Source organism: Streptomyces sp. NPDC034049, from assembly GCF_055575575.1.
On sequence record NZ_JBVISJ010000012.1, the window covers coordinates 37,938 to 64,758 of the forward strand.

General features: G+C 71.6%; 28 protein-coding genes. 16 read left to right on the forward strand and 12 right to left on the reverse strand.

Translation table 11 applies throughout. From position 1 onward, the window contains the following. Positions 1-139 precede the first annotated feature (139 nt). The 9 genes from fbaA (at position 140) to ACZ52C_RS29765 (ending at position 9,996) form a co-directional block, all read left to right on the forward strand. Positions 140-1,162 carry a class II fructose-bisphosphate aldolase gene (gene fbaA / locus ACZ52C_RS29725; RefSeq protein WP_469077640.1) on the forward strand — a complete coding sequence of 341 codons (1,023 nt, stop codon included), beginning with the start codon at positions 140-142 and terminating at the stop codon, positions 1,160-1,162. 93 nt (positions 1,163-1,255) lie between these two features. Then, positions 1,256-2,752 (forward strand): MFS transporter, encoded by a 1,497-nt coding sequence (locus tag ACZ52C_RS29730; protein WP_469077641.1) that lies wholly within the window; start codon positions 1,256-1,258, stop codon positions 2,750-2,752. Positions 2,753-2,805: 53 nt separating this feature from the next. After that, positions 2,806-3,219 (forward strand): DUF3151 domain-containing protein, encoded by a 414-nt coding sequence (locus ACZ52C_RS29735; RefSeq protein WP_319106853.1) that lies wholly within the window; start codon positions 2,806-2,808, stop codon positions 3,217-3,219. A gap of 153 nt (positions 3,220-3,372) precedes the next feature. Beyond that, positions 3,373-4,218: a tryptophan 2,3-dioxygenase family protein gene (locus tag ACZ52C_RS29740; RefSeq protein ID WP_469077642.1), complete on the forward strand. Its 846-nt coding sequence runs from the start codon at positions 3,373-3,375 to the stop codon at positions 4,216-4,218. Further along, complete coding sequence (gene kynU / locus ACZ52C_RS29745) at positions 4,211-5,458, forward strand: kynureninase (protein WP_469077643.1); 1,248 nt, start codon at positions 4,211-4,213, stop codon at positions 5,456-5,458. The genes ACZ52C_RS29740 and kynU overlap by 8 nt, the downstream gene beginning before the upstream one ends. Positions 5,459-5,680: 222 nt before the next feature. Next, positions 5,681-6,589 (forward strand): alpha/beta hydrolase, encoded by a 909-nt coding sequence (locus ACZ52C_RS29750; protein ID WP_469077644.1) that lies wholly within the window; start codon positions 5,681-5,683, stop codon positions 6,587-6,589. 119 nt (positions 6,590-6,708) lie between these two features. Continuing rightward, positions 6,709-8,055: a sensor histidine kinase gene (locus ACZ52C_RS29755; protein WP_469077645.1), complete on the forward strand. Its 1,347-nt coding sequence runs from the start codon at positions 6,709-6,711 to the stop codon at positions 8,053-8,055. Next, positions 8,052-8,717, forward strand: coding sequence for a response regulator (locus tag ACZ52C_RS29760; protein ID WP_469077646.1), 666 nt, complete (start codon positions 8,052-8,054; stop codon positions 8,715-8,717). Before ACZ52C_RS29755 ends, ACZ52C_RS29760 begins: the two co-directional genes overlap by 4 nt. Positions 8,718-8,778: 61 nt before the next feature. Continuing rightward, a complete protein-coding gene (locus ACZ52C_RS29765) occupies positions 8,779-9,996 on the forward strand; it encodes a cytochrome P450 (RefSeq protein WP_469077647.1) in 1,218 nt (405 codons plus the stop codon). Here the strand turns inward: ACZ52C_RS29765 and ACZ52C_RS29770 are convergent. The 3 genes from ACZ52C_RS29770 to ACZ52C_RS29780 all read right to left on the reverse strand — a co-directional run bounded on the left by ACZ52C_RS29770 (position 9,979) and on the right by ACZ52C_RS29780 (position 13,317). Beyond that, positions 9,979-10,293 carry a hypothetical protein gene (locus ACZ52C_RS29770; protein WP_469077648.1) on the reverse strand — a complete coding sequence of 105 codons (315 nt, stop codon included), beginning with the start codon at positions 10,291-10,293 and terminating at the stop codon, positions 9,979-9,981. The two genes, ACZ52C_RS29765 and ACZ52C_RS29770, sit on opposite strands and share 18 nt — an antisense overlap. Before the next feature lie 448 nt (positions 10,294-10,741). Continuing rightward, complete coding sequence (locus ACZ52C_RS29775) at positions 10,742-12,385, reverse strand: ABC transporter permease (protein WP_469077649.1); 1,644 nt, start codon at positions 12,383-12,385, stop codon at positions 10,742-10,744. After that, the gene (locus ACZ52C_RS29780; protein ID WP_469077650.1) at positions 12,382-13,317 is read right to left on the reverse strand and encodes an ABC transporter ATP-binding protein; all 936 of its coding nucleotides are present in this window, start codon (positions 13,315-13,317) and stop codon (positions 12,382-12,384) included. Before ACZ52C_RS29780 ends, ACZ52C_RS29775 begins: the two co-directional genes overlap by 4 nt. A gap of 102 nt (positions 13,318-13,419) precedes the next feature. Here ACZ52C_RS29780 and ACZ52C_RS29785 point away from each other — a divergent pair, with 102 nt between their 5' ends. Further along, positions 13,420-13,929, forward strand: a complete 510-nt coding sequence (locus ACZ52C_RS29785) for a GbsR/MarR family transcriptional regulator (protein WP_469077651.1) — start codon at positions 13,420-13,422, stop codon at positions 13,927-13,929. 156 nt (positions 13,930-14,085) lie between these two features. Here the strand turns inward: ACZ52C_RS29785 and ACZ52C_RS29790 are convergent, their stop codons facing one another. The 3 genes from ACZ52C_RS29790 to ACZ52C_RS29800 form a co-directional block, all read right to left on the reverse strand. Then, positions 14,086-14,475, reverse strand: a complete 390-nt coding sequence (locus ACZ52C_RS29790) for a hypothetical protein (protein WP_469077808.1) — start codon at positions 14,473-14,475, stop codon at positions 14,086-14,088. Positions 14,476-14,558: 83 nt separating this feature from the next. After that, positions 14,559-15,020, reverse strand: a complete 462-nt coding sequence (locus ACZ52C_RS29795) for an SUKH-4 family immunity protein (RefSeq protein WP_469077652.1) — start codon at positions 15,018-15,020, stop codon at positions 14,559-14,561. A 66-nt stretch (positions 15,021-15,086) separates the two neighbouring features. Continuing rightward, entirely contained in the window at positions 15,087-15,539 is a 453-nt protein-coding gene (locus ACZ52C_RS29800) for a DNA-binding protein (RefSeq protein ID WP_469077653.1), read from the reverse strand. A 149-nt stretch (positions 15,540-15,688) separates the two neighbouring features. Here ACZ52C_RS29800 and ACZ52C_RS29805 point away from each other — a divergent pair, with 149 nt between their 5' ends. Both ACZ52C_RS29805 and ACZ52C_RS29810 read left to right on the forward strand, forming a co-directional pair. Beyond that, on the forward strand, positions 15,689-16,183 hold the full coding sequence (locus ACZ52C_RS29805) for a hypothetical protein (protein ID WP_469077654.1): 495 nt from the start codon (positions 15,689-15,691) through the stop codon (positions 16,181-16,183). 66 nt (positions 16,184-16,249) lie between these two features. After that, entirely contained in the window at positions 16,250-17,119 is an 870-nt protein-coding gene (locus ACZ52C_RS29810; protein ID WP_469077655.1) for a hypothetical protein, read from the forward strand. A 49-nt stretch (positions 17,120-17,168) separates the two neighbouring features. On the opposite strand, the gene ACZ52C_RS29815 is transcribed toward ACZ52C_RS29810, so the two are convergent. Further along, complete coding sequence (locus ACZ52C_RS29815; RefSeq protein WP_319106830.1) at positions 17,169-17,381, reverse strand: hypothetical protein; 213 nt, start codon at positions 17,379-17,381, stop codon at positions 17,169-17,171. A gap of 328 nt (positions 17,382-17,709) precedes the next feature. Continuing rightward, on the reverse strand, positions 17,710-18,297 hold the full coding sequence (locus tag ACZ52C_RS29820) for a hypothetical protein (protein ID WP_469077656.1): 588 nt from the start codon (positions 18,295-18,297) through the stop codon (positions 17,710-17,712). A 602-nt stretch (positions 18,298-18,899) separates the two neighbouring features. On the opposite strand from ACZ52C_RS29820, the gene ACZ52C_RS29825 reads away from it, so the two are divergent. After that, complete coding sequence (locus ACZ52C_RS29825; RefSeq protein ID WP_469077657.1) at positions 18,900-19,481, forward strand: hypothetical protein; 582 nt, start codon at positions 18,900-18,902, stop codon at positions 19,479-19,481. Further along, positions 19,478-19,849 carry a peptidase inhibitor family I36 protein gene (locus ACZ52C_RS29830; protein WP_469077658.1) on the forward strand — a complete coding sequence of 124 codons (372 nt, stop codon included), beginning with the start codon at positions 19,478-19,480 and terminating at the stop codon, positions 19,847-19,849. Before ACZ52C_RS29825 ends, ACZ52C_RS29830 begins: the two co-directional genes overlap by 4 nt. A gap of 48 nt (positions 19,850-19,897) precedes the next feature. On the opposite strand, the gene ACZ52C_RS29835 is transcribed toward ACZ52C_RS29830, so the two are convergent. Beyond that, on the reverse strand, positions 19,898-21,007 hold the full coding sequence (locus ACZ52C_RS29835) for a diacylglycerol kinase family protein (RefSeq protein WP_469077659.1): 1,110 nt from the start codon (positions 21,005-21,007) through the stop codon (positions 19,898-19,900). A 188-nt stretch (positions 21,008-21,195) separates the two neighbouring features. On the opposite strand from ACZ52C_RS29835, the gene ACZ52C_RS29840 reads away from it, so the two are divergent. Continuing rightward, entirely contained in the window at positions 21,196-22,479 is a 1,284-nt protein-coding gene (locus ACZ52C_RS29840; protein ID WP_319106820.1) for an adenylosuccinate synthase, read from the forward strand. 123 nt (positions 22,480-22,602) lie between these two features. Continuing rightward, positions 22,603-22,896, forward strand: a complete 294-nt coding sequence (locus ACZ52C_RS29845; RefSeq protein WP_469077660.1) for a DUF3303 family protein — start codon at positions 22,603-22,605, stop codon at positions 22,894-22,896. 12 nt (positions 22,897-22,908) lie between these two features. On the opposite strand, the gene ACZ52C_RS29850 is transcribed toward ACZ52C_RS29845, so the two are convergent. The 3 genes from ACZ52C_RS29850 to ACZ52C_RS29860 all read right to left on the reverse strand — a co-directional run bounded on the left by ACZ52C_RS29850 (position 22,909) and on the right by ACZ52C_RS29860 (position 26,815). After that, positions 22,909-23,559, reverse strand: coding sequence for a hypothetical protein (locus ACZ52C_RS29850; protein WP_469077661.1), 651 nt, complete (start codon positions 23,557-23,559; stop codon positions 22,909-22,911). Between the two features lie 98 nt (positions 23,560-23,657). Then, the gene (locus ACZ52C_RS29855; RefSeq protein ID WP_469077662.1) at positions 23,658-26,114 is read right to left on the reverse strand and encodes a dolichyl-phosphate beta-glucosyltransferase; all 2,457 of its coding nucleotides are present in this window, start codon (positions 26,112-26,114) and stop codon (positions 23,658-23,660) included. After that, complete coding sequence (locus ACZ52C_RS29860; protein WP_060883867.1) at positions 26,111-26,815, reverse strand: GntR family transcriptional regulator; 705 nt, start codon at positions 26,813-26,815, stop codon at positions 26,111-26,113. The genes ACZ52C_RS29855 and ACZ52C_RS29860 overlap by 4 nt, the downstream gene beginning before the upstream one ends. Between the last annotated feature and the right edge of the window lie 6 nt (positions 26,816-26,821).

Here is a 26,821-nt window from a genome sequence, read left to right on the forward strand (position 1 = left end):
GTCAGCGGTTACCGACCAGTTCCGGACACCCTGGCCGGAGCATCGGGTCCCGTCTGGAAGGATGGGGCCGACGATGACGTCGCAACCCTAGGTCAGGGACCGTAAGCACAACGCCACCCGCACATACAAGGAGCGGACCATGCCCATCGCAACCCCCGAGGTCTACAACGAGATGCTCGACCGGGCGAAGGCAGGCAAGTTCGCCTACCCGGCCATCAACGTGACCTCGACCCAGACGCTGCACGCCGCGCTGCGGGGCTTCGCGGAGGCGGAGAGCGACGGCATCGTCCAGATCTCGACCGGCGGAGCCGAGTTCCTGGGCGGTCAGTACAGCAAGGACATGGTGACGGGTTCCGTCGCCCTCGCCGAGTTCGCGCACATCGTGGCCGAGAAGTACCCCGTCACGGTCGCCCTGCACACCGACCACTGCCCGAAGGACAAGCTCGACGGCTACGTACGTCCGCTGCTGGCCGTGTCGGAGGAGCGGGTCAAGGCCGGCCGCAACCCGCTGTTCCAGTCCCACATGTGGGACGGCTCGGCGGAGACCCTCGCCGACAACCTCTCCATCGCCCAGGAACTCCTCGCCCGCGCCGCCGCCGCGAAGATCATCCTGGAGGTCGAGATCACCCCGACCGGTGGCGAGGAGGACGGCGTCTCCCACGAGATCAACGACTCCCTCTACACCACGGTCGACGACGCGATCCGCACCGCCGAGGCGCTGGGTCTCGGCGAGAAGGGCCGCTACCTGCTGGCCGCGTCCTTCGGCAACGTCCACGGCGTCTACAAGCCGGGCAACGTCGTGCTGCGCCCCGACCTCCTCAAGGAGCTGAACGAGGGCGTGGCCTCCCGCTTCGGCAAGGAGTCCCCGTTCGACTTCGTCTTCCACGGCGGCTCGGGCTCGACGGAGGACGAGATCCGCACGGCCCTGGAGAACGGCGTCGTCAAGATGAACATCGACACCGACACCCAGTACGCCTTCACGCGTCCGGTGGCGGCCCACATGTTCCAGAACTACGACGGCGTCCTGAAGGTCGACGGCGAGGTCGGCGACAAGAAGACCTACGACCCCCGCACCTGGGGCAAGCTGGCCGAGGCGAGCATGGCCGCGCGTGTCGTCGAGGCCACGCAGAACCTGCGCTCGGCGGGCCAGAAGATCAAGTAGCCCCCCCCGCGTACGTCACTGTCGTACGACGAGCCCGGTGCCACCACGGCGCCGGGCTCGCCGTGGGTGCGAGGGCCGCTGTATACCTGACCCATGCCCGACATCCGGCTCGCCTCGCCCCAGGGCAAGTGGATCCTGTTCACCACGATCCTCGGCTCCAGCATGGCGCTGCTGGACTCCACGGTCGTCAACGTCGCCCTGCCCCGGATGGGCGAGGACCTCGACGCCGATCTCGCGGCCCTCCAGTGGACCGTCAACGCGTACATGCTCACCCTCGCCGGGCTGATCCTGCTGGGCGGCGCACTCGGCGACCGCTTCGGCCGGCGCAAGGTGTTCGTGATCGGGGTGGTGTGGTTCGCCGTGGCGTCCCTGCTGTGCGGTCTCGCCCCGAACGTCGGCGTCCTGATCGCGGCCCGCGCGTTGCAGGGCGTGGGCGGGGCGCTGCTCACCCCGGGCTCGCTGGCCCTCATCCAGGCCTCGTTCCACCCCGACGACCGCGCGCGGGCCGTCGGCCTGTGGTCCGGCTTCGGCGGCATCGGCGCGGCCGTCGGCCCGTTCCTCGGCGGGTGGCTGGTGGACGGGCCCGGCTGGCGCTGGGTCTTCCTGCTGAACGTCCCGCTGGCGCTCGTCTGCGTGCCCGTGGCCACCCGGCACGTCCCCGAGTCGGGCGACGGCCGGGCCCACGAGAACCGCTTCGACGTGCTCGGCGCGTTCCTCGGCGCGTCGTCGCTGGCGCTGGTGACGTACGCCCTGATCGAGGCGGCGGAGGGCTCGGTGGTGGTGACCGTCTCGGCCGTCGCCGGTGTCGCGGCGGGCGTCGCCTTCGTGTACGTCGAACGAGCTCGCCCGGACCCGATGATGCCGCCGGAGATCTTCGCCTCCCGCCAGTTCACGACGGTCAACCTGGTCACGCTGTGCGTGTACGCGGCCTTCGGCGGCTTCTTCTTCCTCGCCGCGCTCCAGCTCCAGGTGGTGTCGGGATACTCCGCACTGGGCGCGGGCACGGCCCTGCTCCCCATCACGGTCCTGATGCTCCTGCTCTCCTCCCGCGCGGGCGCGCTCGGCGAACGGATCGGCCCCCGGATCCCGCTCACCGTCGGCCCGCTGCTGTGCGCGGCGGGCATGCTGCTGGCCCTGCGGGTGGGTCCGGACGCGTCGTACGTCCTCGACGTCCTGCCCGCGCTGCTCGTGCTCGGCCTGGGCATGGTCACCCTGGTCGCGCCCCTGACCGCGACGGTCCTGGCCTCCGTGGACACCGAGCACGCGGGCCTGGCGAGCGGCATCAACAACGCGGCGGCCCGCGCGGCCGGTCTGGTAGCCGTGGCCGCGTTGCCGCTGATCGCGGGGATGGGCCCGGAGTCGTACCGGTCGGCGACCCAGTTCGACGAGGCGTTCGGCACGGCGATGATCGTCTGCGCCGCGACGCTGGTGGTGGGCGCGGTGCTGTCGTACACCACGGTCCGCCGCCCGCAGCCGGACTGCCGTCATCCCGAGTGCCGGACCCACTGCGGGGTGGTGTCGCCGCCGCTGGAGGCGGGGGAGAGAGGGGCGGGCGACAGGGGATCGGGCGGCCTCGGACCGGGTGACTGAACCGTCCCCGGCCCGTGCCACCGGCCGCGCCCGTATGAGCCAGACTGGAACCCATGACGATTCACGAGAACCTCCTCGGGGGCCCGCCCCCGACGCACCTCCCCGACGACCCGGAGCCCCGCGAGCTGCTCGCGAACGGCACGCCCCCGGCCGACGTCGCCGCCAAGTACCCCACCTCCTCCCTCGCCTGGGCCCAGCTCGCCGACGAGGCCTACGAGCGGGGCAGTGTCGTGGAGTCGTACGCCTATGCCCGTACGGGCTACCACCGCGGCCTGGACGCCCTGCGCCGCAACGGCTGGAAGGGCCACGGCCCCGTCCCGTGGGAGCACGAGCCGAACCGCGGCTTCCTGCGCGCCCTGCACGCCCTGGCCCGTGCCGCCGGGGACATCGGCGAGCAGGAGGAGTACGAGCGCTGCTCCCAGTTCCTGAAGGACTCCTCCCCGACGGCGGCGCAGACGCTCGGCTGACGGCAGGGTCGTTCGTGCAGGTCCGCCTGGTGTGACCAGGCGGACCTTGCGGTGCGGGGGTGGTATCGCCGACCATGCCGGTGGGGACCGGGGCCCCCGTGTCGGAATCGGCAGGGGCGGACCGCTACCCGGAGTACACAACAGGAGACAGCGATGTCCCTTCAGGCTCAGCCCCATGAGGCTTCGGAGCCCGAGACCCCGCATCTCGACTTCCAGGGCACGACCCCGTACGAGGACTACGTCCAGGCGGACGTCCTCACCCATCTCCAGCACCCTCGCTCCGACGACCCCGGCGAGATGGTCTTCCTGGTGACGACCCAGGTCATGGAGTTGTGGTTCACCGTCATCGTCCACGAGTGGGAGACCGCGACCGCCGCGCTCCGGGGCGACGACGTGGCACGGGCCAAGGACGCGCTGAAGCGTTCCGTGCGCGAGCTGGAGGCCCTGAACGCCTCCTGGCGCCCGCTCGCCCAGCTCACCCCCGCCCAGTTCAACTCCTACCGCGCCGCCCTCGGCGAGGGCTCCGGCTTCCAGTCGGCGATGTACCGGCGGATGGAGTTCCTGCTCGGCGAGAAGTCCGCCTCCATGCTCGTCCCGCACCGGGGTGCCCCGCGCGTCCACGCCGAGCTGGAGAAGGCGCTGCACGAGCCGAGCCTCTACGACGAGGTGCTGCGGCTGCTGGCCCGGCGCGGCCACGCGATCCCCGAGTCCGTCGTACGCCGTGACGTCTCCCAGCGCTACGAGCCGTCCCCCGAGGTCGAGGAGGTGTGGACCGCGCTGTACTCCGGCGACCCGGACCACGAACTCGCCCGCCTCGGCGAGGCGTTGACCGATGTCGCCGAATTGGTGTGGCGCTGGCGCAACGACCACCTCGTCGCCACACGCCGCGCGATGGGTTCCAAGGCCGGCACGGGTGGCTCCGCCGGTGTGGCCTGGCTGGAGAAGCGTGCCCGCAAGAACGTCTTCCCCGAGCTGTGGACGGCGCGCTCCCATGTCTGAACTCATAGCGGAAGCACGGGAGTCGGACGCGGCGGACGAACTGTCCGGGCTGCGCACCCGCTTCGTCCTGGACGACGCGGTGTACCTCGACGGCAACTCGCTCGGCGCGCTGCCGGTGTCGGTCCCCGGCCGGCTCGCGGACGTCGTGTACCGCGAGTGGGGCGAGCTGCGCATCCGGTCCTGGGACGAGAGCGGCTGGTGGACCGCGCCCGAGCGGATCGGCGACCGTATCGCCCCGCTGGTGGGCGCGGCGCCCGGCCAGATCGTGGTCGGCGACTCCACCAGCGTCAACGTCTTCAAGGCGGTCGTGGCGGCGGTGCGGATGGCCGAGGAGGACGGCTCGGGGCGGCGCGACGAGATCCTGGTCGACGCGACGACGTTCCCCACGGACGGCTACCTGGCCGAGTCCGCGGCCCGGATGACTGGCCGTACGCTCCGCCCGGTGACCCCGGCGGAGGTCCCGGCCGCCCTGAGCGACCGCACGGCCGCCGTCCTGCTCAACCACGTCGACTACCGCACGGGCCGTCTGCACGACCTCCCCGGTCTGACGGCGGCTGTCCACGAGGCCGGTGCCTACGCCGTCTGGGACCTCTGCCACAGCGCGGGCGCGCTGCCCGTCGGCCTCGACGCCCACGGGGTGGACCTGGCGGTCGGCTGCACCTACAAGTACCTCAACGGCGGCCCCGGCTCCCCGGCGTACCTGTACGTCCGCCGGGATCTCCAGCCCCGCTTCGACTCGCCGCTCCCCGGCTGGACGTCCCACACCGCCCCGTTCGCCATGCGCCCGACGTACGAGCCCGCGCCGGGCGCGGTACGGGGCCGGGTCGGCACGCCGGACATCCTGTCGATGCTGGCCCTGGAGGCGGCGCTCGACGTCTGGTACGGCTGGGGCGGCGGGGGCGAGGCGGGTCCGGCCGGTGAGGCCGCGGCGATGATCGAGTCGGTCCGCGCGAAGTCCCTCGCCCTGACGGACTTCTTCCTGCGCTGCGTGGCGGCGTACGTCCCCGAGGGCCGCGTCGAGTCCCTCACGCCGACCGCCCATGCGGAACGCGGCAGCCAGGTCGCCCTCCGCTGCGACGACGCGGGCGACATCATGAAGCGCCTCATCGCCCAGGGCGTCATAGGCGACTTCCGCCACCCCGACGTCCTCCGCTTCGGTTTCACCCCGCTCTACGTCAGCTTCAAGGACGTGGAACGCGCGGCGCGGGTGCTGGCGGAGACGCTTCAGGGGTCGGGTTAGGCCGGGGGAGGAGCCGGGGGGCGGTAGCCGAGCCAGTCGTGCGGCCCGGGGGAGCGCGGTCCCCTTGGCCGTACTCGGTCGCGGACCCTGACCCCCCGTCACATCCCCGTGTCCGCGCACGTCATCGGCCTGATACCGTCCCCGCCAACGGAGCAGGCGCCCCTTCCCCGGCACCCGCCCGCCCAAACCCTTCCAAATCCGTTTCACCCGAGAGGTTGGCGCATGCCGGACGACGACGCCGCAGCCCGCGATGCCGCCGAAGAGGCATCCGCCTTCTCGCACCCCCCGGTCACCCCGGACGCCACCGCCCCCTACGGCGACCACCCCGACCAGGTGATCGACTTCTACGCCCCCCGCACGCCCACCGACCCCGGCGGCGCGGCCACGGCCACCGCCCCCCTCGTCGTGGTCCTGCACGGCGGCGCGTGGCGGGCCCCGTACGACCGCCGGCACATCACGCCCTTCGCGGACTTCCTCGCCCGCCACGGCTTCGCGGTGGCCAACGTCGAGTACCGCAGGGGCAGTTCACTCCCCGCCCAGACCGGTCCCACCGGCACCCCCGGCCCGGTCGCGGGCCGCTGGCCGGAGACGTTCGACGACATCGCCGCCGCCCTCGACGCGCTCCCGGACCTCGTGCGCGCGGTCCTGCCCCGGGCCGACCCCCGCCGCACGGTCCTCACCGGCCACTCCGCGGGCGGCCACCTCGCCCTGTGGGCCGCCGGCCGCCACGTACTGCCGCCCGGCACCCCCTGGCGCACCGACCGCCCCGCCCCCCTGCGCGGCGTCGTCGCCCTCGCCCCCATCGCCGACTTCGCGATGGCCGAGAAGCTCGACGTCTGCGGCGGCGCGGCCGTCCAACTCCTCGGCGGACAGGACAAGTTCACGGACCGACGCCCTTGCGCCGACCCCGCCCTCCTCCTTCCGACGGGCATCGCCACCGCCCTCGTACAGGGCCGCTCCGACATCGTCGTCCCCCAGGCCGTCGCCGAGGCGTACGCCGACGCCGCGGCCAAGGCGGGCGAGGTCGTGGGCCTGACCCTGCTGGAGGACGTGGGCCACTTCCCCCTCATCGACCCGGCGGCGGACGCCTGCGCGGTCGTGGTGGAGGAGATCGCGCAGCTGGCCTGGTGAGAGCCGCCCCGACGGGTCCGGCGGGGCCCCGCACCCGCCCGTAGTACCTGAGACGGACCCGGACAGACCCTCCTCACTGGTGACGACGGCGCTCCCGCCCTCCGCCTACCGTTTTCCACGTGACCGAGACGACCCAGACGCAGACGATGCCCTCGCGCGGCGGGGGCAGGCAGAGCAGCCCGGAGTTCCGGGTGGCGATGGACGCGTGGCAGAGGCTGCGACACGACCTGATCCACGATGCCTCCGCCTACCGGCCGATGCCGCCCATGAAGATGGACGGCCTGTTCACCAGCAGGCTCTCCGGCCGCCTCCGTGACTACGTGTCCTGGGCCCCGCACGCGGCGGTGGTGTCGGCGGGCCTGCTCTCGATGACCATCGCCGCTGCCGCCATCGACGGCGACGGCCTCACCGCCATGATCGCGGCCGCCTTCGCCCTGATCCCGATCCTGCTGACCATGATCCGGCCCGTGGCCGCCTTCTGGGCATCCATGATCGCCATCCCGCTGACCTCGGTCTTCAGCGACGCGTGGGACGACTGGCCGTGGACGGCCGGCAGCTTCGCCACCCACCTCGTGGTGATGACGGTGGTGGCCCTGCGCAGTCGGCCGCGCATAGCCGCCTGGATGTGGGGCCTGACCGCGGCCTACGGGATGGTGGTGGAAAGCACCCTCGGCGGCGGTCACTACGCGTCCAACACGGGCCCCCTGCTCGTCGTCTCCGCGATGTCCCTGCTGGCCGTCTCCGCCCTGACCATCCGCCGTACGGCCCAGCGGGAGGTGACCGCCCAGCAGACGGTGACGGCCCACGAGCGTTCCCGGCGCACCCTCCTGGAGGAGCGCACCACGATCGCCCGGGAGCTGCACGACGTGGTGGCCCACCACATGTCGGTGGTCGCCATCCAGGCCGAGGCCGCGCCCTACCGTGTGGAGAACCCGCCGCCGGAGCTGGAGCAGGCCTTCGCCACCATCCGGGAGAACGCGGTGGCCGCGCTCACCGAGCTGCGCCGCGTCCTCGGGGTGGTCCGCGCCGAGGACTACGAGGCCCCGGACGCCCCCCAGCCCACCCTCGCCGACCTCGACCACCTGCTCGCCAATGTGCGGGAGGCCGGTCTCACGGTCGACAAGGCGGTCACCGGAGCGGTCCGTGAGCTTCCGCAGGGCGTGGAGCTGTCGGCGTACCGCATCGTGCAGGAGGCCCTCAGCAACACCCTGCGGCACGCGCCGGGCGCGACGGCCCGCGTGGAGATCGGCTATGTCCTGGGCGGCCTGGGCCTGCGCGTGGTCAACGGCCCGTCCCCCGAGGTGACCCTGGTGAAGTCCACCCATGGCACGGGCCACGGCCTCACCGGCATGCGGGAGCGCGTCACCATGCTGAACGGCGAGATGACGACGGGCGAGACGGAGGACGGAGGCTACGAGGTGACGGTGTTCCTGCCGGTGGCAGGCGTGAGCGAGGCCGGCGTATGACGATCCGCGTGCTGATCGCCGACGACCAGATGATGGTCCGCGAGGGCTTCTCCGTGCTGCTCGGCGCGATGCCGGACATCGAGGTGGTCGGCGAGGCGGTGAACGGCCGGGACGCGGTCGACCGGGTCCGGGAGCTGTCGCCGGACGTCGTCCTGATGGACATCCGGATGCCCGAACTGAACGGCATCGAGGCCACCCGGGAGATCGTCGCGTCGGACGGCGGGGCGAGGGTGCTGGTGCTGACCACGTTCGACCTGGACGAGTACGTGTACCAGGCGCTGCGCGCGGGCGCCTCCGGCTTCCTCCTCAAGGACGCCTCGGCCCGCCAACTGGCCGACGGGGTACGGGTGGTGGCCGCCGGTGAGGCCCTGCTCGCGCCGTCCGTCACCAGGCGGCTGATCACGGAGTTCTCCAAGCTGGCCCAGGCTCCCCGTCCCTCGGCGGCCACCCAGCTGGCGTACGGCGAACTCACCGACCGCGAGACCGAGGTCCTGGTCCTGATCGCCCAGGGTCTGTCGAACGCGGAGATCGCGGAGCGCCTGGTGGTCGCCGAGTCCACGATCAAGACCCATGTGAGCCGGGTCCTGGTCAAGCTGGGCCTGCGCGACCGGACGCAGGCGGCGGTGTTCGCGTACGAGGCCCGGCTGGTCACGCCGGGCTGAGCGGCCCCTGGCCGGCAGGACACCCCTGGTCAGAACGGGGGAACCGGGCTAGCGTCGCTCCATGGCAGCTGCTCTTGACCTCCTCTTCGACCCGTGGGACCCCGAATTCCTGGCCGACCCGTACCCGGCGTACGCGGAGCTGCGGGCCCTCGGCAGGGTGCGGTACTACGAGCCCACGAACCAGTGGATCGTCCCGCACCACGCGGACGTCTCGGCGCTGCTGCGGGACCGGCGGCTCGGGCGGACGTACCAGCACAGGTTCACGCACGAGGACTTCGGCCGCACCGCCCCGCCGGCGGAGCACGAGCCGTTCCACACCCTGAACGACCACGGGATGCTCGACCTGGAGCCCCCGGACCACACCCGCATCCGGCGGCTGGTCTCGAAGGCGTTCACCCCGCGCACGGTGGAGCAGCTGAAGCCGTACGTGCGGGACCTGGCCGGCGAGCTGGTGGCCGGACTGGTGGAGGCCGGCGGGGGTGACCTGCTGGCGGATGTCGCCGAGCCGCTGCCGGTGGCGGTGATCGCCGAGATGCTGGGCATCCCCGAGTCGGACCGGGCGCAGCTGCGGCCCTGGTCGGCGGACATCTGCGGGATGTACGAGCTGAGCCCGTCGGAGGAGACGGCGAAGCGGGCGGTACGGGCGTCGGTGGAGTTCTCGGAGTATCTGCGGGAGCTGATCGCGCACCGCAGGGCGGAGCCGGGCGAGGACCTGATCTCGGGCCTGATCGCCGCGTACGACGAGGGCGACCGGCTCACCGAGCAGGAGATGATCTCGACCTGTGTGCTGCTGCTGAACGCGGGCCACGAGGCGACGGTGAACGCCACGGTGAACGGCTGGTGGGCGCTGTTCCGGCACCCGGAGCAGCTGGCGGCCCTGCGCGCGGACCGCTCGCTGGTGCCGACGGCGGTGGAGGAGCTGATGCGCTACGACACCCCGTTGCAGCTGTTCGAGCGCTGGGTGCTGGACGACATCGAGATCGACGGGACGACGGTCCCCCGGGGCGCGGAGATCGCGATGCTGTTCGGCTCGGCCAACCACGACCCGGCCGTGTTCGCCGATCCGGAGAAGCTGGACCTCACCCGCCGGGAGAACCCGCACATCTCGTTCAGCGCGGGTATCCACTACTGCATCGGCGCGCCGCTCGCCCGTATCGAACTGGCGGCCTCGATGACGGCCCTCCTGGAGAAGGCCCCGACCCTCGCCCTCGCCACCGAGCCGACCCGCAAGCCGAACTTCGTGATCCGGGGCCTGGACGCCCTAGCCGTCGAGATCTGAGGCCGCCCCGGCGCCGGACTCCGGCCTCGCCCCGGACTCCGGTTCCGGCCCGGGCCTCGTTTGCGAGCCGGCCTTCGGTTGCGACCCTTGCCCCGTCCCGGCCCCAGATCCCCGTCGTCGTCGGGCCGCCAGGAGGGCGATCACCAGGCAGACGGCGGCGGGGAGGGCGGCGCCGGCCAGGGCGACGAAGGGGAGTTCGGTGGCGAGGACGGTGTAGTCCATGCCCTCGCCCTCGAAACCGCCCCGCAGATGCCGCCGCGTCCGGTCCGAGGTACCCCAGGCGAGGGTCGCGGCCACCGCCCCCACCGCCGACACCGCGCACCCGCCACACCCGAAAACACTCTGCCGATCCAACCTCTGGCCCCCTCGGCTGACACGTCCCGGGCCCCGGTCCCGGCTCCGGCCCGGGTCCCGGCTCCGGCCCGGGTCCCGGCTCCGGCCCGGGGCCCGGTCCCGGCCCCGGTCGCGGCTGGGGCGCTGGCTCTGGCTCCGGCCTCGGCTGGGGCACCGGCACTGGCTCCGGCCAAGGCAACGGCTCCGGCTCCGGCACCTGGCTCCGGCACCCGACCGCTCCGGTCGACCTCTGCCCCGCAGGACGCGTTCCGCTCCGCGACGGTTCTGTCGGGCCGGAGCCACGCGCGGCGGCAACGGCACCCCGGCACCCTCATCGGCGCGGTCCGCCTCCGACACGCGGGCCCGGCCCGCCCCGCCGCCCGGCCCCTCAGCCGCCGCTCGCGCCGCCCCCTCAGCCGCTCACGTCCCGCCGCCGCAGCCCCGCCAGGCCCCCCGCGACCAGCGCCACCGCGAGGCCGGTCAAGGTCAGTACCGGTGTCCAGTCCATCGCGCCGCCCGGCAGCTTCGGGAGATGGCCGAAGGGCGAGAGGTCGAGGAGGGCGGCGGGGGCGTTGAGGGCGGGGCCGATCCAGCCGATGAGCAGGACGGCACCGGCGAGGCCCCAGGCCCCCGTCGCCGCCCGGGGAGTGAGCCCGAGGAGCAGGACGGCGGCGCCGCCGACGACCCAGACCCCGGCGACCTGGACGAGGCAGGCGCCCAGGATCGGACCGGCCTCCTTGCCATAGCCGAGGGTGAAGCCGAGACCGGCGAGGAGCATGATCCAGACGGTGCCGCCGAAGGCCACGGCCAGATGCCCGGCGGCCCAGCGGAGCCGGCTCACCGGGGTCGCGAGGAGCGGCTCGGCGCGCCCGGAGGTCTCCTCGCCGTGCAGGCGGAGCACCGCGCCGACGATGTACAGCGCGGCGATCAGACCGAGCATGCCGATCATCGACGCGAGGAAGGCGTTGGTCAGGCCGGACTGCCCACCCATGCGTTCGAAGATCTCGCGGGCGCCCTTGTTGTCGCCGACGAAGTCGGCCGTGCCCTCGGTCAGCCCGCCGTAGACGACTCCGGCGAGGAAGAAACCGATGCTCCAGCCGAGGACGCTGCCGCGCTGGAGCCGCCAGGCGAGCGCTCCGGCCGTGCCCAGTCGGCCGTTCGCCGGTCCCGGCCGGGTCGGCAGGAAGCTCATGCCGACGTCGCGGCGCCCGGCGAGCCCGTACGCCACCGCGCCCTGGACGACCGTCGCCGCGACGAACAGCAGCAGCACCCACCAGCGCTCGTCCGCGAACGAACGCTCGTTTTCCAGCCAGCCCAGCGGCGAAACCCACGTCAAGAAAGACGAACCTTCGTTCTCGGAAGCGTCGCCCGCCGCCCGCAGCACGAACGCCGCGCCCAGCACACCCGCCGTCAGCCCCCGAGCCAGTCGCGCGCTCTCCGTCAGCTGCGCCACGACCGCCGCCATCGTCGCGAACACCATCCCGACGCCCGCGATCCCCAGCCCGAAGGCCAGCGCGCCCGCCGCGCCCTGCCCGGCCAGCCCGAGCACGACGAGCAGCGCGAGCCCGCCGTTGGCGACGGCCGCCGTGAGCAGGGCGGCGGTCAGCGAGGCGCGCCGGCCGACCGTGCCGGACGCGATCAGCTCCTGGCGGCCGCTCTCCTCCTCGTCGCGCGTGTGGCGGATGACGACGAGGAGGCTCATGACGGCGGCGAGGAGACCGGCGTAGACGCCGACGCGCCAGGCGGTCAGGGCGCCGAGGGAGTCGTCGAAGACCGGGCCGACCAGGGCGCGCAGTGAGGAGTTGGTGGTCAACTGGCGCATGAGGTCGGCGCGTTCGGCGACGGTGCCGTACAGGGCGGCCAGGCTGTTCGGCATGGAGAGGACCATCAGCCCCGTCACCGCGACCCAGACCGGCACCATCACCCGGTCGCGACGCACGGCGAACCTCAACAGGGTCCCCGTACCGGCGAGTTGACGGCCACTGCGGGACGGTACGGCGAGCGGCCCGGCGAGAGCGGTGTCGGCGCCGCCCGCGCTGTCGGCGGTCGTGGTCATCGCGCGGCCACCTCCTCCGCCTGGTAGTGCCGCAGGAACAGCTCCTCCAGCGTCGGCGGTGTCGAGGTCAGGGACCGTACGCCGGACGCGGTCAGGGAGCGGAGGACGGTGTTGAGTTCGGCGGTGTCGACCTGGAGGCGGACGCGGTTGCCCTGGACGTCGAGGCCGTGGACGCCGGGGAGACGGGCCAGGCCGTCGGGCGGGCCCGCCAGTTCGGCGGTGACGGTGGTCCGGGTCAGATGGCGCAGCTCGGCGAGGGAGCCGCTCTCGACGGTGACGCCCTTGCGGATGATGCTCACCCGGTCGCACAACTCCTCGACCTCGCTGAGGATGTGGGACGACAGCAGGACCGTACGGCCCCGGTCGCGCTCCTCCCGTACACAGCGCTGGAAGACCTCCTCCATCAGGGGGTCCAGGCCCGACGTCGGCTCGTCCAGGATGAGGAGGTCGACGTCGGAGGCGAAGGCGGCGACGAGGGCGACCTTCTGCCGGTTGCCCTTGGAGTACGTGCGCCCCTTCTTCGTGGGGTCGAGTTCGAACCGTTCGACGAGGTCGGCGCGGCGGCGGGCGTCCAGTCCGCCCCGGAGCCGCCCGTAGAGGTCGATGACCTCGCCGCCGGACAGGTTGCGCCAGAGGGTCACGTCACCCGGCACGTACGCGATCCGGCGGTGCACCTCCACCGCGTCCGCCCACGGGTCGCGGCCCAGCACGCGTGCGATGCCCGAGTCCGCGCGCAGCAGGCCGAGCAGGACGCGGATGGTGGTGGACTTTCCGGCGCCGTTGGGGCCGAGGAAGCCGTGGACCTCGCCGGTCGCGACGGTCAGGTCGAGGCCGGCCAGGGCGTGGGTGCGCCCGAAGGACTTGTGCAGTCCGGAGACCTCCAAGGCGGGAACGGCGGGGTTGGCGGGGTCGGCGGAGTTGGCCTTCGTCATGCTTCAGAACGTACGCTTACTTCAGAAATTTGTGAAGTTAAGGAAGCGTATGAAGCGCCGGTAGGCTGGGAGCAGTGTCCGACCAGGGGAGATGATCCAGGGATGGTGGAGCCGAAGGCCGAGGTGGATGTGCCGGAGCGGGATCCGGAGTCGGTCTCCCGCTTCGTCGAACACTTCGCGGCGCAGCTCGTCGAGGCGGGGATGCAGCGTATGCCGGCCCGGGTCTTCGCCGCGCTCCTGGCCTCCGACACCGGCGCGCTGACCTCGGTCGAGCTGGGCGAACAGCTGCGGATCAGCCCCGCCGCCGTCTCCGGCGCGGTCCGCTATCTCGCCCAGGTGCACCTGGTCTCACGCGAACGCGAGCCTGGTTCGCGCCGGGAGCGCTACCGCGTCCACAGCGAGCAGTGGTACGAGGCCCTCACCAACCGCGAGGCCATCATCAAGCGGTGGGAGGAGGCGTTGCGCGAAGGTGTCGCCAGCCTGGGGGCCGACAGCCCGGCGGGCCGCCGGCTCGCCGAGACCCTCGCGTTCTTCGAGTTCATCGAGACCGAGGTCGAGGCGATGATGGGCCGCTGGCGCACCCACCGCGACGAACTCTTCGGCCGGGACTGACCGCCGAGCCCTTCTGCTCCTCCTGGCTGATCAATTGCAGGGGATGCGTGCGGAGGGTGCGGGGTGGGCGGCCGAAGCCACCGTGAGACGGGTGAGACGGGTGAGACGGGCAGGTGGCAGGTTGCCGGCCCTGGTCGCTGAAGTGGCAGCGGGCGGTCAGGCGTCAGGGTCGACTTCGGGGTGCGTGAACCGCACGGGCTTGCCCAGCGACCGGGCGTAGGAGATTTCGGCTCGGGTGCTGTGTCCGATGTAGTCGCCGACCACGAGCACCTCATCGGCGAGCCGGATCTTCGCCCGGTGCAGATCGTCGAGTCGATCCTTCAGCGCCTCGGCCTCGACAGGATCGGACCAGAGATCGTGCGGCGCCTTCATGTCGCAGCCCGGTTTGACGACGATCTTTCCGGCTGTGGTCTCGCGTAGATCGGCCTCGTTCATCTCGGCCATGAAACGGGTGGAGCCGCAGATCGCGACGATAGGCGGGAGGCTCAACACCCTCTTCGCATCGACGAGTTGCTCCTCGGGGGTGAGCGGATGCGGGGATGGCACTGATTCCTCCTGAAGGGCATCCGCCGGGGCGGGCGCCCCCTCGTCATCGCGACTTGAGCAGCCTGCTGCGATGTTCCGCGTGGTCACACACTCATGCTGTAGCCCAGTTCCTCAGCTCCGGTGTGCCAGAAGGAGTTCTCGTCGGCGACGGCAGCGGCGTCAAGCATCTCGAACCGTTCCAGCAACGCTTCGGTGAGCGCGTCGGCGGCCTCCTCGGCCAGGTCCACGGCCTCGTCCTCGCTCAGACCGTCACCGGGCCCCTCGTACGCGGCGGCCCCGGCGGCGGCCTCCTCGTAGGCGCGGTTGAAGGCGACGAACGCCTCGACGCTGGAGTTCACCAGTTGAGGAACGCCGCCCTCCGGCAGACACCACAGGGAGCCGTCATCACGCCGTACGGTGAGCGCGCTCAGCCCCGGATCGACCGCGACCAGGGCGTGCCGCGCACCGCCGACCGTGCGTTCCGCGAAAGGGGAGTCCTGCCACACCCCGGGGTACGGGCAGCGAGCGCATCCGGCCAGGAGCGCGGCGACTTCGGCGTCGTTCATGCCGGCAACATAGCCCGCCTCTCCGACGCTTCACCAGGTCGGTGAACCCATGCGCGGGGACAGGCCCTAGGGGTCCATCCTCTCCGTACGGCTCGCCAGGCGTTCGTAGCGCTGCCGTGCCGCCTGGGGGGTCTGGAGGCCCAGTCCGAAGGCGATCTCGGGCCAGGTCATGCCCCTGCCCCGGGCCATCTCCAGCAGGCCGACCTCCAGTTCGTCCATCTCCCCACGGGCGAGGGGGATCAGGCTGAGCGCGGCGGTGATGTCCGCGCGGTCGACCTCCTCCTCCCCGTCGTCGAGGAGCGCGGCGCCGCTGAGCAGGAACGACACCAGCCGGATCGCCTCGTGGGGTCCCAGCACATGCGGATGGGTCTGGCGCCGGCGCTGCGCGTCCGTCGCCGCGTGTCGCTCGGCGATACGGAACAGGGAGGTGGGGACCCGCCGCGCCCGCGCCTCGTCCGCGCTCGGCGGCGTGAACGGGTCGGCGGTGTCGGCGGGTTGAGGAGTGCTCGACGAGGTCATACGGCCAGCGTCGAGGGTGAACAACTTGTTGTCAACGTTTTATTGTCTGACACGACCTCCGGTGCCTCGAAATAAAACACATGCGCGAATGTCGGATCGTTGATCTGATGGCTTGCGCGACCAACAAGGCTCAACCACGGGGGAATTACATGCGTACACGTACGGCGGCGGCTTCCGCCGCCCTCGCCGGTCTGCTCGCGCTCGGCGCGACGGTCCCGGCGCACGCCGACGACAGCGGCTCGGCGGAGTCCGCCCACACCTACAGCCACGAGGCCACTCGCACGGCCGCCGCGGGCGTGGGCGCCTTCCAGACGGGCGGCGACAACGTCCACTTCTCGCACACGGTGCCCGGGGCGGTCAACGCGCACGGCTGGTGGAAGCGGATCAGCGGCCCGGCGACCAAGGCCAAGGTCACCGTGGACATCCAGGTGAAGTCCGGAACCGGCTGGCGCACGCTGAACACGGGCACCAAGACGGTGTACTCCGGCGGCGGCAGCGCCAAGCGGGCGTCGGCCGCCTGGAAGTGCACGAATCTGATCCAGCGGAACTCCTTCCGCAGCGTCGTCGACGTCGATCTGGTCGGCTACCCGGACGACTCGAACAAGAAGATCACCGCCACACAGACGCTGTACTGTGGCACGTGATGAAGAGCTGACAGCGGCGCCGGAGGAGAAATCCTCCGGCGCCGCGTGTTTCTGGGAGCGCTCGTGATGTCCCCGACCGAGATCCCGCCGACCGTCGTCATCGGTCTGCACGGCATCCTCCAGCGGCACCCATGGCTGGACCGCGTGGTGGAGCGGGATCCCGAGAGTTCCGTCGAGGAGGACGTCCTCGGACTCGTGATCGACCGGGCGGGTGCCTACGGCTGGCAGACCGTGAGCAGCTGGCTGAGCCAGAACGGCCAGGTCACGGCCCACCATGAGCCCACCGCGTGGGCCCATGAGGAGGTCGGCGGCAACTGGACCGACGACGGCCGGGTTCACCAACTGGGCTGGGTGCAGGCCGGAGTTCTCGACGACTCCGTCCTTCCGGGGCTCCCGGTCCGGCCGATCGCCCTGGTCCTGTCCGAGACGCTGGCCCGGGTGGGCAAGGTGACGTTCACCGGCCTGCACGCCTTGGTGCCGCTGCGGGCCGGCGAGCGGAACACCGCCTTCCATCAGACCGAGTTGACACCGTGGTTCGGCCTGGCCGATCCGGACGCCCGGCACGAGGTGGTGGTGACCGTCTCCGGCCTCCCCTCCGCGTGCGCGCTGGACGAGGACGGCAGTGTGGCCGTGTGCGACGCGGTGCGGGACATGGCGCAGGACACCGTGACGGACTTCGCCGCGTCCGTGGCGGAGGCCGGCCTGCCGCCGGGACTGGAACTTGATCTCGATCGTGTCCTGCACACACAGGGGATGCGCGAGGTGGCCCGGTTCGGTTGCCGTACCCGTGAATGGTCACCGGACGTCGCCGTCTGGCTGCTGGAGATGGTCGCCGACGGGCTGCGCGGGGCGGGCCTGTCGACCCAGCTCGTGATCACGGTTTCCCTGGCGACCCCCTCCCCGGCGCCCTCGTCCCCGACCTCTCCGATGGCGTAGCTCCGGATCCGGCGCGCGGAGCCACTCCGGAGCCACGCCCGGCTCCGGCTCAGTCCGAGCTGTTCCGCCGCGCCGCTCCCGCCGCCTTCCTCGCCGCGCGGTGCCGTTTGGCCAGCCGCATCGAGTGCAGGCACGAGACACCGTCCCTCCGGCACGCGTCCACGCAGGCCACGGCATGGTCCAGCCAGTCGCTGAACGTGGCCAGGACAGGGTCGGAGGGCGGGGCGGCGCCCCCTGCTCGTTTCGTCGTTCCGTCGGTCATGCCGTACGCCCCTCAGTCAGGTACGCCGTGACATACGCCCGCACGAGGCCTCCCTCGTCTTCTTCGCCCGCATATGGACCACCCATGAGTACGGCGCGCACGGGCGCCGCTCTCATCAGTCTTCGGTTTTGTGCGTCCTACCTCACCAGGCGGGTGATCGGATGGCGCGCCTTTGTCGGCGTCGTCTCCGGAACGGTCGTGTCGCGCTGACTAACATGGCGAAGGTCATCCCGTAGGGATACCCCCGTGCCGGAACCCCGGCTCGATTACGGCGAGCCGGGGCTTCCGATACTGGGTATTCCGGGGTGAGCGCTTGCCCTCTCGGTTATCACGAGTGGTGGCCGTTTCCGAAGACGCGGAAGCTGCCGATGATGAGGTTGCCCGCCTGGTCCCCTTCGATCGCGCTGCTGGAGCTGTGCGGGCCGACCGTGGCGATGGGCGCCCCGTTGTCGCAGGTGATCCCGTTGAAGAATTCGACGGTCTTGTCGCTGTCGTTGCGGATGTTGAAGGTGTCGGCGCCCGACGGCGTGGCGCGCACGTTGACCACGGCGATGCAGGACCCCGGCTCGGCTCCGTACACGCGTTCGTTGACCTGGATCTGACCCTCGTCGTCCCGGCGGTGGTCACCGCGGCCCTCGCCGCGCCCTTCGCCCCGGCCCTCGGTGCGGCCTTCGTTGCCCTTCCGGGGACCGTTGAGGTTGTCCGCCGCACCCGCGTCGGCCGGCGCGGTGGCCGCGTTCGAGCCGGTGTTGGTGCCCGTGCCGTTGCCGCCGCGGGGCGCCGGGGCGGCGTCGGTGACGGCCGAGGCGGTCTTGGGGGCCGACTCCAGGGCGGAGCTGGCGTAGGTGACACCGGTGGCGGCCGCGACGGCCACGCCGACGGAGGCGGCGATCACTGTGATCTTACGAGTGCGCAATGCACTTCCCCTTCTCTTCGTTCTCGTCGACAGGACCTGCCGACGAGAACGAACGTAATGACGGCCATTTCGGCTGTCATGTCGAGGAGGGTCGGGGGGAGGCCCAAAAAGAGGCTGAACGGCCGCATGGATTGTCGCTCTGACGGGTGACGATCGGCGTGCCTGACGCACCATCAAAATATGGCAATGAGCTGGTATTTCGAATCCGGGTGCGATCTACACCCATGTGCGCTGACGCATCGTCACCCTCTTGGAGGCCCCGTTATGCACCTCGCTCTCTGATTTCACGTCAGGAAAGCCCGTGGCTCGTACCTGACGGCTTCTCAAAAGCGCCTTGTCGCAGGGCGAAAGGTGGTGCGCCCTGCCGTGTGAAAATCGGCGCCGAGAATTGATCGCGGCGGCGTGTCGCGTGCTCGCACGGGCCTCACGGCGCATATCGTCGTCCGCCCTCCGGCGAGAGGCGTGACGTCGGCAACTCGCGCCCCCGTGCGCTCGCCGGTACGGGTGGGAACGGGCATATCGGTGTGCGCGGTGGGCAGGTCGCCGTGTCAGCTGTGGCTGGCCCCTGTCGACCGAACGACCGTTTCCGGAAAACCCCTCCCATGCGCCGACCCGGCATCCCCCTCGCCATTCGCGTCCCCGCCGCGCCCCTCGCCGCGCTCCTCGTCTGTGGGCTGCTCCTCACCTCAGGTACCGCCTGTACGACCACCCCGGCGCCCGCCCCGCCCCCGCTCTCCCCGGACGACGTCATCAGGGCCGCGACCCAGCGGCTGACCGACGACTGCCTGACCCGGCACGGGCTCACCCCGCCGCGCCCGGGGCGGAGCGAACCGGCCGGCGCCCAGCGGACGCGGGTCGCCGAGGCGATGTTCGGCGCGGGGCGCACGGAGCTGTCGTTGCGGCTGCCCACCGGGCACGTCGTCCGCGCCCACACCGACGGTTGTCTGGCCGAGGCCCAGCGGCGGCTCTACGGCGACCAGCGCCGCTGGTTCCGTACGTCGACCATCGTCAACAACCTCGCGCCCGAGGCCGCCCACACCGACCGCACCCTCGCCCAGGTCCGCGCGGACCGCCGTACGGAACTCGCCGAGTGGCGGCGGCTGCGGTCCCGCGCCCTCACCGAAGCCACCTCTCTGATCGGCAGTACCAACCCCCCACCCCCGAAGGGAAACACAGCACAATGAAGCGCTTCACCGCCCTGTTCTCCGCCCTGCTCTTCTCCGCCGGACTGGTTCTCGTGTCGTCGGGCCCCGCTCAGGCCGCCGCCTGCGGCAGCGGCAACTTCTGCGTCTGGACGGACGCCAATTTCGGCGGCATGAAGGTCGAGTGGCCCGGCGACGACCGCTGGTGGGAGAGCAACATCGCCGACGAGGACTCGTCCTGGGCCAACCACGGCGTCTCCGGCCCCGGCGTCAAGGACCACGTCAAGGTGTACTCCCGCGCCCAGCTCGGCGGTCACATGACCATCTGCCTCGCCCCCGGCCAGGAGGTCGGCTACAACAGCGCCGCCAACGACAACGGCGACTCCCACACCTGGGCGATGAGCTGCTGACCCGCTGACGGGGGGCGCCCGGCACCCACCGGGCGCCCCTCCAGGACCTCAACCCGGCAGCGTCAGCCCCCACGCCGCCTCCCGGACCGTCCACGTCCGTGTCCGTACCGGGCCCGCCACCAGGGAGTCCGCCCGGTACCGGAAGTCCGCGCCGGACACGGTCACCCGGTGGCCGACAACGTGCAGCGGGGCCGCCTCGGCGCCCACCGACACCGGCCGGATCTCGATGTCGGCGCCACCCTGGGCGTTCGGCGTGATGGACACGGCCTCCACCGGCTGGTCCAGGTCGACGAGGATCACCCCGTCCACCTCCACCCGCAGCCGCGACGGCCCGGCTCCGCCCCCGGCGGCGACCCGTATGCGCGAGGGCCGCAGCGGACGGGGCATCCGGGCGGGTATCGCAGGCCGCGTCGACAACGTACGGGCGAGGGACTGCGGCCAGGCGCGCAGCCAGGAGTGATGGCCGGACGGCTGCGACGTACAGCCGTCGGCCGACGCGTCCTCGGCCCGTGACACCCCGGCCGGCCCCGTGCCGCTGTCCGCCTCCCGACCCGTCTCCGCATCCGTCCCCGAGCCGGTCCCTGTCCTGGAGGCCGCCCCGGCCGCCCCCGTCGCCGCGTCCCGGTCGGGCCCCGGGGCCGTTCCCCTGGCAGGTCCCGGCGGGGACGGACGCACGGCCGGGCCGCCCACCGCCGGCGGCTCCCGTGGCGGAACGCCCGGCAGGGCCGGGATGCGCAGGGTGCCCAGGACCACGCCGTCGCTGTCGTCGACGAGCAGATCCAGCCGCCGCTCGACACCGTCGAGGGCGGCGCGGGCCGCCGCGACCGCGCCGGCGGGCACGCCCAGGGAGTGGGCGAGACCCAGGGCGGAGCCCACGGGAATCAGGGCGAGGGCGCACGCCGCCAGCTCCCGCTGGCGATGCAGATGAGCCACCGTCCGCAGCAGCGCGCGGTCGTCGCCGACCACCACCGGGCGCCGGGAACCGCGTCGCGAGAGCGCTCGCGTGAATTCCTCGGGCCCCTCCGGAAGGCACACCTTCGTGCTCGCCGCACCCGCGCTGAGCACGTCTTTCGCGATCCGTACGGCCTCGCCGTCCGTGCGACGGGCGAGAGGGTCGATGACCACGAGGAGCTGGTCGTCAGTCGCCACCTCGGTCATGCCTCGCTTCCTCGGGTAGCATCTTTGTGCAAGAGCCCCTTGCGCTATTGCGCCAGGGGCTTCGTCTATTCCGGGGCATCCGGGTCCACAGTGTGCGGCCAACGACGGTCGCGGCGCACGCGACGGTAATGAGCCATCGCGTACGCCCCCGACCTTGGACATGCCCCGCCCGGAAGGGGTGTACGCGCGTGCCCGCACTTGTGCTGCTCGGTGCTCAGTGGGGTGACGAAGGCAAGGGAAAGGCGACGGACCTGCTAGGCGGATCCGTCGACTATGTGGTGCGCTATCAGGGCGGCAACAACGCCGGCCACACGGTAGTCGTGGGTGACCAGAAGTACGCCCTCCACCTTCTCCCTTCCGGGATTCTCTCCCCCGGCTGTACGCCGGTCATCGGCAACGGAGTCGTCGTCGACCCGTCGGTCCTGCTCTCCGAGCTGAGCGGTCTGAACGAGCGCGGCGTCGACACGTCCAAGCTCCTGATCAGCGGCAACGCTCACATCATCACGCCGTACAACGTGACGGTGGACAAGGTCACGGAACGTTTCCTCGGTAAGCGCAAGATCGGCACGACGGGCCGGGGCATCGGCCCGACCTACGCCGACAAGATCAACCGCGTGGGCATCCGGGTCCAGGACCTGTACGACGAGTCGATCCTGACGCAGAAGGTCGAGGCGGCCCTCGACGTCAAGAACCAGCTCCTCACCAAGCTCTACAACCGCCGCGCGATCGCCGTGGACCAGGTCGTCGAGGAACTGCTGGTCTACGCCGACAAGCTCGCGCCCTACGTCGCCGACACGGTCCTGGTCCTGAACCAGGCCCTGGAGGAGGACAAGGTCGTCCTGTTCGAGGGCGGCCAGGGCACGCTCCTCGACATCGACCACGGCACGTACCCCTTCGTGACCTCGTCGAACCCGACCGCCGGCGGCGCCTGCACGGGCGCGGGCGTGGGTCCGACGAAGATCAGCCGGGTCATCGGCATCCTCAAGGCGTACACCACGCGGGTCGGCGCCGGTCCGTTCCCCACCGAGCTGTTCGACGAGGACGGCGAGGCGCTGCGCCGCATCGGCCACGAGCGGGGTGTGACCACCGGCCGTGACCGCCGCTGCGGCTGGTTCGACGCGGTCATCGCCCGCTACGCGACCCGCGTGAACGGCCTCACGGACTTCTTCCTCACCAAGCTCGACGTCCTCACGGGCTGGGAGCAGATCCCGGTCTGCGTCGCCTACGAGATCGACGGCAAGCGCGTCGAGGAACTCCCGTACTCGCAGTCCGACTTCCACCACGCGAAGCCGATCTACGAGACCCTGCCGGGGTGGTCCGAGGACATCACCTCGGCCAAGTCCTTCTCCGACCTGCCCAAGAACGCCCAGGCGTACGTCAAGGCACTGGAGGAGATGTCCGGCGCCCCGATCTCCGCGATCGGCGTCGGCCCGGGCCGCGACGAGACGATCGAGATCAACTCGTTCATCTAGCCGCACCCGTCCTCGCACAGGGGCGCCTCACACCGGCCGGGCACGCGCAGGCGTGTCCGGCCGGGCCTATTCTGGAAAGGTGCGCAACTTACGCATATCGGGCGACCGGAGGAAGTGAGTGCCATGCGCGTCATGCTCAAGGCCCGTTTCGACACCGAGAAGTCGAACGAGGCCATCCGGAGCGGCACCCTGGGGAAGCTCATGCAGGCCTCCTTGGAGCAGATCAAGCCGGAGGCGGCCTACTTCACCACCGACAACGGGCACCGCACCTGTTACATGGTCTTCGACATGCAGGACAGTTCGCAGATGCCCGCGATCGCCGAGCCGTTCTTCCTGGAACTGGGCGCGGACATCACCTACACCCCGGTCATGAACCCCGAGGACATGCAGAAGGGCCTCGCGGCACTGGGACGCTGAGCGCGAAGACCCTCAGCTGAAGACGATCATCGAACCCTGCGCCAGGCTGCGGGTCGTCGCCGCGTGCAGGCCCAGCCAGACGTGCCGTTCGCGGGCGAACGGGCTCGGGTCGTAGGGCGCCGGCACGGCCGGTTCCTCCAACTCCGTGGGCGCGAGCGGCGCCTCGGGCGGCGCCGGAGGGTTCGCCGGGTCGATGCCGATGGCCGGGGCGACGAACTCCAGTTCCCTCAGCAGCCCTTGGGACGAGCCCAGGGGGCCGCCCCCGGCGAGCAGTTCGTCGCTGGCGAGGGGCTGCGGGAAGTCGACCGGCACATAGGCGCCCGCGTGGTCGTAGTGCCAGACCAGGTGCGACCGCTGGGCCGTGCCCTCGAACATCTCCAGGAGCTGCTCGTAGTCGCCCCCCAGCGCGTCCACCGGCGTCACCGCGAGCCCGCACGTCTGGAGCAGATAGGCGCGGCGCAGGAAATGCAGCGCGTCGTAGTCGAAACCCGCGACGGGGGCGACCTCCCCGGTCAGCCCCGGCATGTACTGGTACACCGGAACCGGTGGCAGCCCGGCCTCGCCCAGCAGCTTGTTGTAGAGCGCGAGTTCCTCGGCGAAGGGGTTGTCGGGCGTGTGGCACAGCACGTCGACCAGCGGGACCAGCCAGAGGTCACAGGCCAAAAGAGAACTCCTCGGTCATCCGGCACGCACACGCACGGTAGGGAAACGTTCGCGTACGGCACACAGTGGTCAGGGAAGCGTAGTCGCTGGACGCGTCTTCAGTCCCCTGCGTGCAGGTCCCATACCCACACTCCGGCCACCCACCTCCCGGGTCGGCCGACGAGCTTGTCGACCGCCTCCCGCAACTGCTCGTCGTACGGCTGCGGGCGCAGGACCAGCGCGCCCGCGTGCCAGTACGCGAAGTCCCTGCGGGCCTGCGCGCGCCAGTTCTCCCCGATCACCGGGACCTTGCCGCTGTAGCGGACGTCGCGCAGCAGATTGGAGGTGTGGCGGGGGGCGGCGCCGTAGATGCCGACGCGGTCCTCGCCGAACGGGCCGTTGAAGTAGCCGCCGGGCATCCGGAACCCGAAGTCCGCCGTGGTCTGCCAGCGCAGCGCCTCCGCGTTGCCCGGGTCCGGCAGCGGCACGGGCACCAGGGTCTCGCCGGCGTCGGTGTCGACGTACGACGCCCATGTGCCGTGCGCGAAGAACGCCGGGACCTCGGCGCGTTCCACGGACTTCAGCGGGGCCGGGACGATCGGCAGCAGGGCGAGGGTCACCGCCAGGAAGCCGACGTAACGCGTGCCGAGGGCGGGGGTCGCCGCGAGCTGTTCGCAGGCGATCGCCAGCAGCATGCCCAGCACCGGGGCGCAGATCATCGCCACCCGGCCCTCGATGACCGACTCGAACAGCGGCCTCTCGGCGAGCAGCGCCCACGGGCCGGGCAGGACGAGGTCGGTCTGCGGGAGGCGGAACTCGGGGCCGAGGGAGAGGACGGCCGCGGCGACCGCCGTGAACGCCAGCGCCTTCACCAGCGCGTGCTCCCACAGCCGTACGACGATGCCGAGGGCCAGCAGGACCAGGGGCCAGCCGTAGAAGGCGTTCTGCTCGGTGATGTTGAGGGAGAGCGCGTCCGCGCGGTCGCGGTCGCCCGCGAGGAGAGAGCGTTCGGCGAAGGAGAGGAGCGCGAGCGGGCTGTTGCCGGACTCGGCGCCGTGCGCGATGTTCCCGTAGCTCTGCGGGCCGAAGAACTGCCAGGAGAGCGGGAAGGTGACGAGCGGGAGGGCCACGACGAGCGCGACGCCGAGGCCCTTCAGCAGCGGGCGCCAGGAGTCGCGGGCCACGTCCCGGCGGGCGAGGCCGTACCCGACGGCGAACAGCAGCATGCCCATGGCGGCGAGGAGGAGGGGCTCCTCGCCGAGGAATATCTGGTAGGCCGCCATCAGGCCGAGGACGATCCCGTCCCGCCGGGTCGCCGCGCCCGTGCACAGGCGCAGCGCCCGGTCGACGATCAGCGGGATCATGAACAGGACGACGAAGTTGGGGTGCGCGTTGGCGTGGCTGACCATCGGCGGCGCGAACGCGGCGAGCGCCGCTCCGGCGAAGGCCGCGCCCCGGTGCCGCACGACCCGTCTGACGATCAGCCAGTACCAGGCGACGGCCGTGGCGGCGAGGCCCAGGGTCATGACCAGCGCGAGCGAGACCGCCGGGCCGAGGAGGAGCGTGACGGGCGCGAAGGGGGCCGACAGGCCGAGCATGACCGTGTTGGCCATCAGGTTCACGCCGTCGGGGAAGCCCTGGAAGGTGGTGAAGAGCGGGTTGCGGAGGTGGACGAGGTTGTCGGCGGTGACCGCGAAGAACCACTCCCACTGGTTCTGGTCCTGGAGCGAGTCGGGGAGGTAGCGGCCGTTCGGGTCGAGCCAGCGGCCGCTGTGGAGGGCCACCGCCATCAGCAGGAAGCCCAGGACCGCGAGGACGTCGGCCCGGCGGACGGAACGGGCCCGCAGGACGGCGAGTTCGCCGAGGACGCGGGCGTAGTCGCTCGGGCGGATCTTCGAACCGGGCTGGTGGGACCAGCGGACGGGCACCTCGGCGACGGGCCAGCCGCTGCGGTGGAAGTACCGCAGGATCTCCACGTCGATCCCGAACCCGTCGAGCCGGGATGCGGCGAACGCCTCGCGGGCACGGTCGCCGTCGAACAGCTTGAAGCCGCACTGGGTGTCGCGGATGCCGGGCACCGCGACGCCGCGTATCAGGAAGTTGCCGGCCCGGCCGAGCGTCTCGCGCAGCCGGTGCTGATGGCGCTCGATGCTGGCGCCGGGTGCCTCGCGCGAGCCGATCGCCGCCGTGTGGCCGTCGGAGAGCGCCTTGTCCAGCCGCTCCAACTCGTCGATGGGCGCGGAGAGATCGGCGTCCGTGAGCAGGACCCGGCGGCCGTGCGAGGCGAGGACACCGAGCCGCAGGGCGTGGCCCTTGCCCCGGTTGCGGTCCCCGCCGGAGACCAGCTGCACCCGGGCGTCGCGGGCGGTGACGGCGGCCACGACCTCGGCCGTCCCGTCCGTCGACCCGTCGTCGACGACGATGACCTCCCAGCGGGCGGCCGCCTCGGTGACCGAGAGATGGGCGATGATCGCGTCGAGCGTGGGGGCGAGGCGGTCCTGCTCGTTGTAGGCGGGGACGACCACGGAGAGGTCGACGCTCAGCTGCCCGCCGCCCGTCCTCGGGGTGGTGGTCATCCGTCCGCCAGGCGTTCCACAAGCATCAGGGACTGCTCGTCGTAACCGGCGATGATCTCCTGCGCGGTCTGCGCGTCCCGGCGGGTGAGGGCGTCGACGAGATCGGTGTGGTCGGCCCACAGCCGGCCCTTGAGGTCGTCCGCCCCGTGGCTCGCCTGACGCAGGTACTGGACCGCGCACACCCAGGACTGCACGCGCAGCCGGTGCAGGAAGTCGGTGAGGTACGGGTTGCCGAACAGGGCGCTCAGCTCGCGCCAGAAGCGGAGGTCGTAGCCGATGAGGATGTCCAGGTCCCCGGCGGTCGCGGCCCGGCGTGCCTCCTCGCCGCGCCGTCGCACCCCGGCGAGCGCGGCGGCCGTACGGGGGTCGACCTCGCGGTCGCCGAGCCGCCGGAACATGCCGGCGGTGACCAGGATGCGGGCCTCGACCATGTTCCGGTAGTCGGCGACCGAGTACGCGTGGACCTCGAAACCCCGGTGCTGCACGGCGTCCAGCAGCCCCTGCGCGGACAGGTCGACCAGCGCCTCGCGCACGGGCGTCGCCGAGACGCCGTACTGCTCGGCGATCTCCTTGACCGTGAACTCCTGCCCCGGCTTGAGTCTGCCGCCCAGCACCTCGTCACGGAGCGCGTCCGCGAGCTGCTGCCGCAGGGTGCTGCGGGTCACGGCGCCATTGCCGCCGCCGGTGCCGGTGCCGGGCATCGTGGT

Bases quoted from the DNA above. Each gene is read 5' to 3' on its own strand.
- ACZ52C_RS29815 (WP_319106830.1), bottom strand. From the start codon at position 17,381: ATGACCGACGGAACGACGAAACGAGCAGGGGGCGCCGCCCCGCCCTCC.
- ACZ52C_RS29740 (WP_469077642.1), top strand. From the start codon at position 3,373: ATGTCCCTTCAGGCTCAGCCCCATGAGGCTTCGGAGCCCGAGACCCCG.
- ACZ52C_RS29765 (WP_469077647.1), top strand. From the start codon at position 8,779: ATGGCAGCTGCTCTTGACCTCCTCTTCGACCCGTGGGACCCCGAATTC.
- ACZ52C_RS29800 (WP_469077653.1), bottom strand. From the start codon at position 15,539: ATGACCTCGTCGAGCACTCCTCAACCCGCCGACACCGCCGACCCGTTC.
- ACZ52C_RS29780 (WP_469077650.1), bottom strand. From the start codon at position 13,317: ATGACGAAGGCCAACTCCGCCGACCCCGCCAACCCCGCCGTTCCCGCC.
- ACZ52C_RS29760 (WP_469077646.1), top strand. From the start codon at position 8,052: ATGACGATCCGCGTGCTGATCGCCGACGACCAGATGATGGTCCGCGAG.
- ACZ52C_RS29855 (WP_469077662.1), bottom strand. From the start codon at position 26,114: ATGACCACCACCCCGAGGACGGGCGGCGGGCAGCTGAGCGTCGACCTC.
- ACZ52C_RS29775 (WP_469077649.1), bottom strand. From the start codon at position 12,385: ATGACCACGACCGCCGACAGCGCGGGCGGCGCCGACACCGCTCTCGCC.
- ACZ52C_RS29805 (WP_469077654.1), top strand. From the start codon at position 15,689: ATGCGTACACGTACGGCGGCGGCTTCCGCCGCCCTCGCCGGTCTGCTC.
- ACZ52C_RS29810 (WP_469077655.1), top strand. From the start codon at position 16,250: ATGTCCCCGACCGAGATCCCGCCGACCGTCGTCATCGGTCTGCACGGC.
- ACZ52C_RS29835 (WP_469077659.1), bottom strand. From the start codon at position 21,007: ATGACCGAGGTGGCGACTGACGACCAGCTCCTCGTGGTCATCGACCCT.
- ACZ52C_RS29860 (WP_060883867.1), bottom strand. From the start codon at position 26,815: ATGCCCGGCACCGGCACCGGCGGCGGCAATGGCGCCGTGACCCGCAGC.
- ACZ52C_RS29795 (WP_469077652.1), bottom strand. From the start codon at position 15,020: ATGAACGACGCCGAAGTCGCCGCGCTCCTGGCCGGATGCGCTCGCTGC.
- ACZ52C_RS29785 (WP_469077651.1), top strand. From the start codon at position 13,420: ATGGTGGAGCCGAAGGCCGAGGTGGATGTGCCGGAGCGGGATCCGGAG.
- ACZ52C_RS29830 (WP_469077658.1), top strand. From the start codon at position 19,478: ATGAAGCGCTTCACCGCCCTGTTCTCCGCCCTGCTCTTCTCCGCCGGA.
- kynU (WP_469077643.1), top strand. From the start codon at position 4,211: ATGTCTGAACTCATAGCGGAAGCACGGGAGTCGGACGCGGCGGACGAA.
- ACZ52C_RS29750 (WP_469077644.1), top strand. From the start codon at position 5,681: ATGCCGGACGACGACGCCGCAGCCCGCGATGCCGCCGAAGAGGCATCC.
- ACZ52C_RS29730 (WP_469077641.1), top strand. From the start codon at position 1,256: ATGCCCGACATCCGGCTCGCCTCGCCCCAGGGCAAGTGGATCCTGTTC.
- ACZ52C_RS29825 (WP_469077657.1), top strand. From the start codon at position 18,900: ATGCGCCGACCCGGCATCCCCCTCGCCATTCGCGTCCCCGCCGCGCCC.
- ACZ52C_RS29845 (WP_469077660.1), top strand. From the start codon at position 22,603: ATGCGCGTCATGCTCAAGGCCCGTTTCGACACCGAGAAGTCGAACGAG.
- ACZ52C_RS29735 (WP_319106853.1), top strand. From the start codon at position 2,806: ATGACGATTCACGAGAACCTCCTCGGGGGCCCGCCCCCGACGCACCTC.
- fbaA (WP_469077640.1), top strand. From the start codon at position 140: ATGCCCATCGCAACCCCCGAGGTCTACAACGAGATGCTCGACCGGGCG.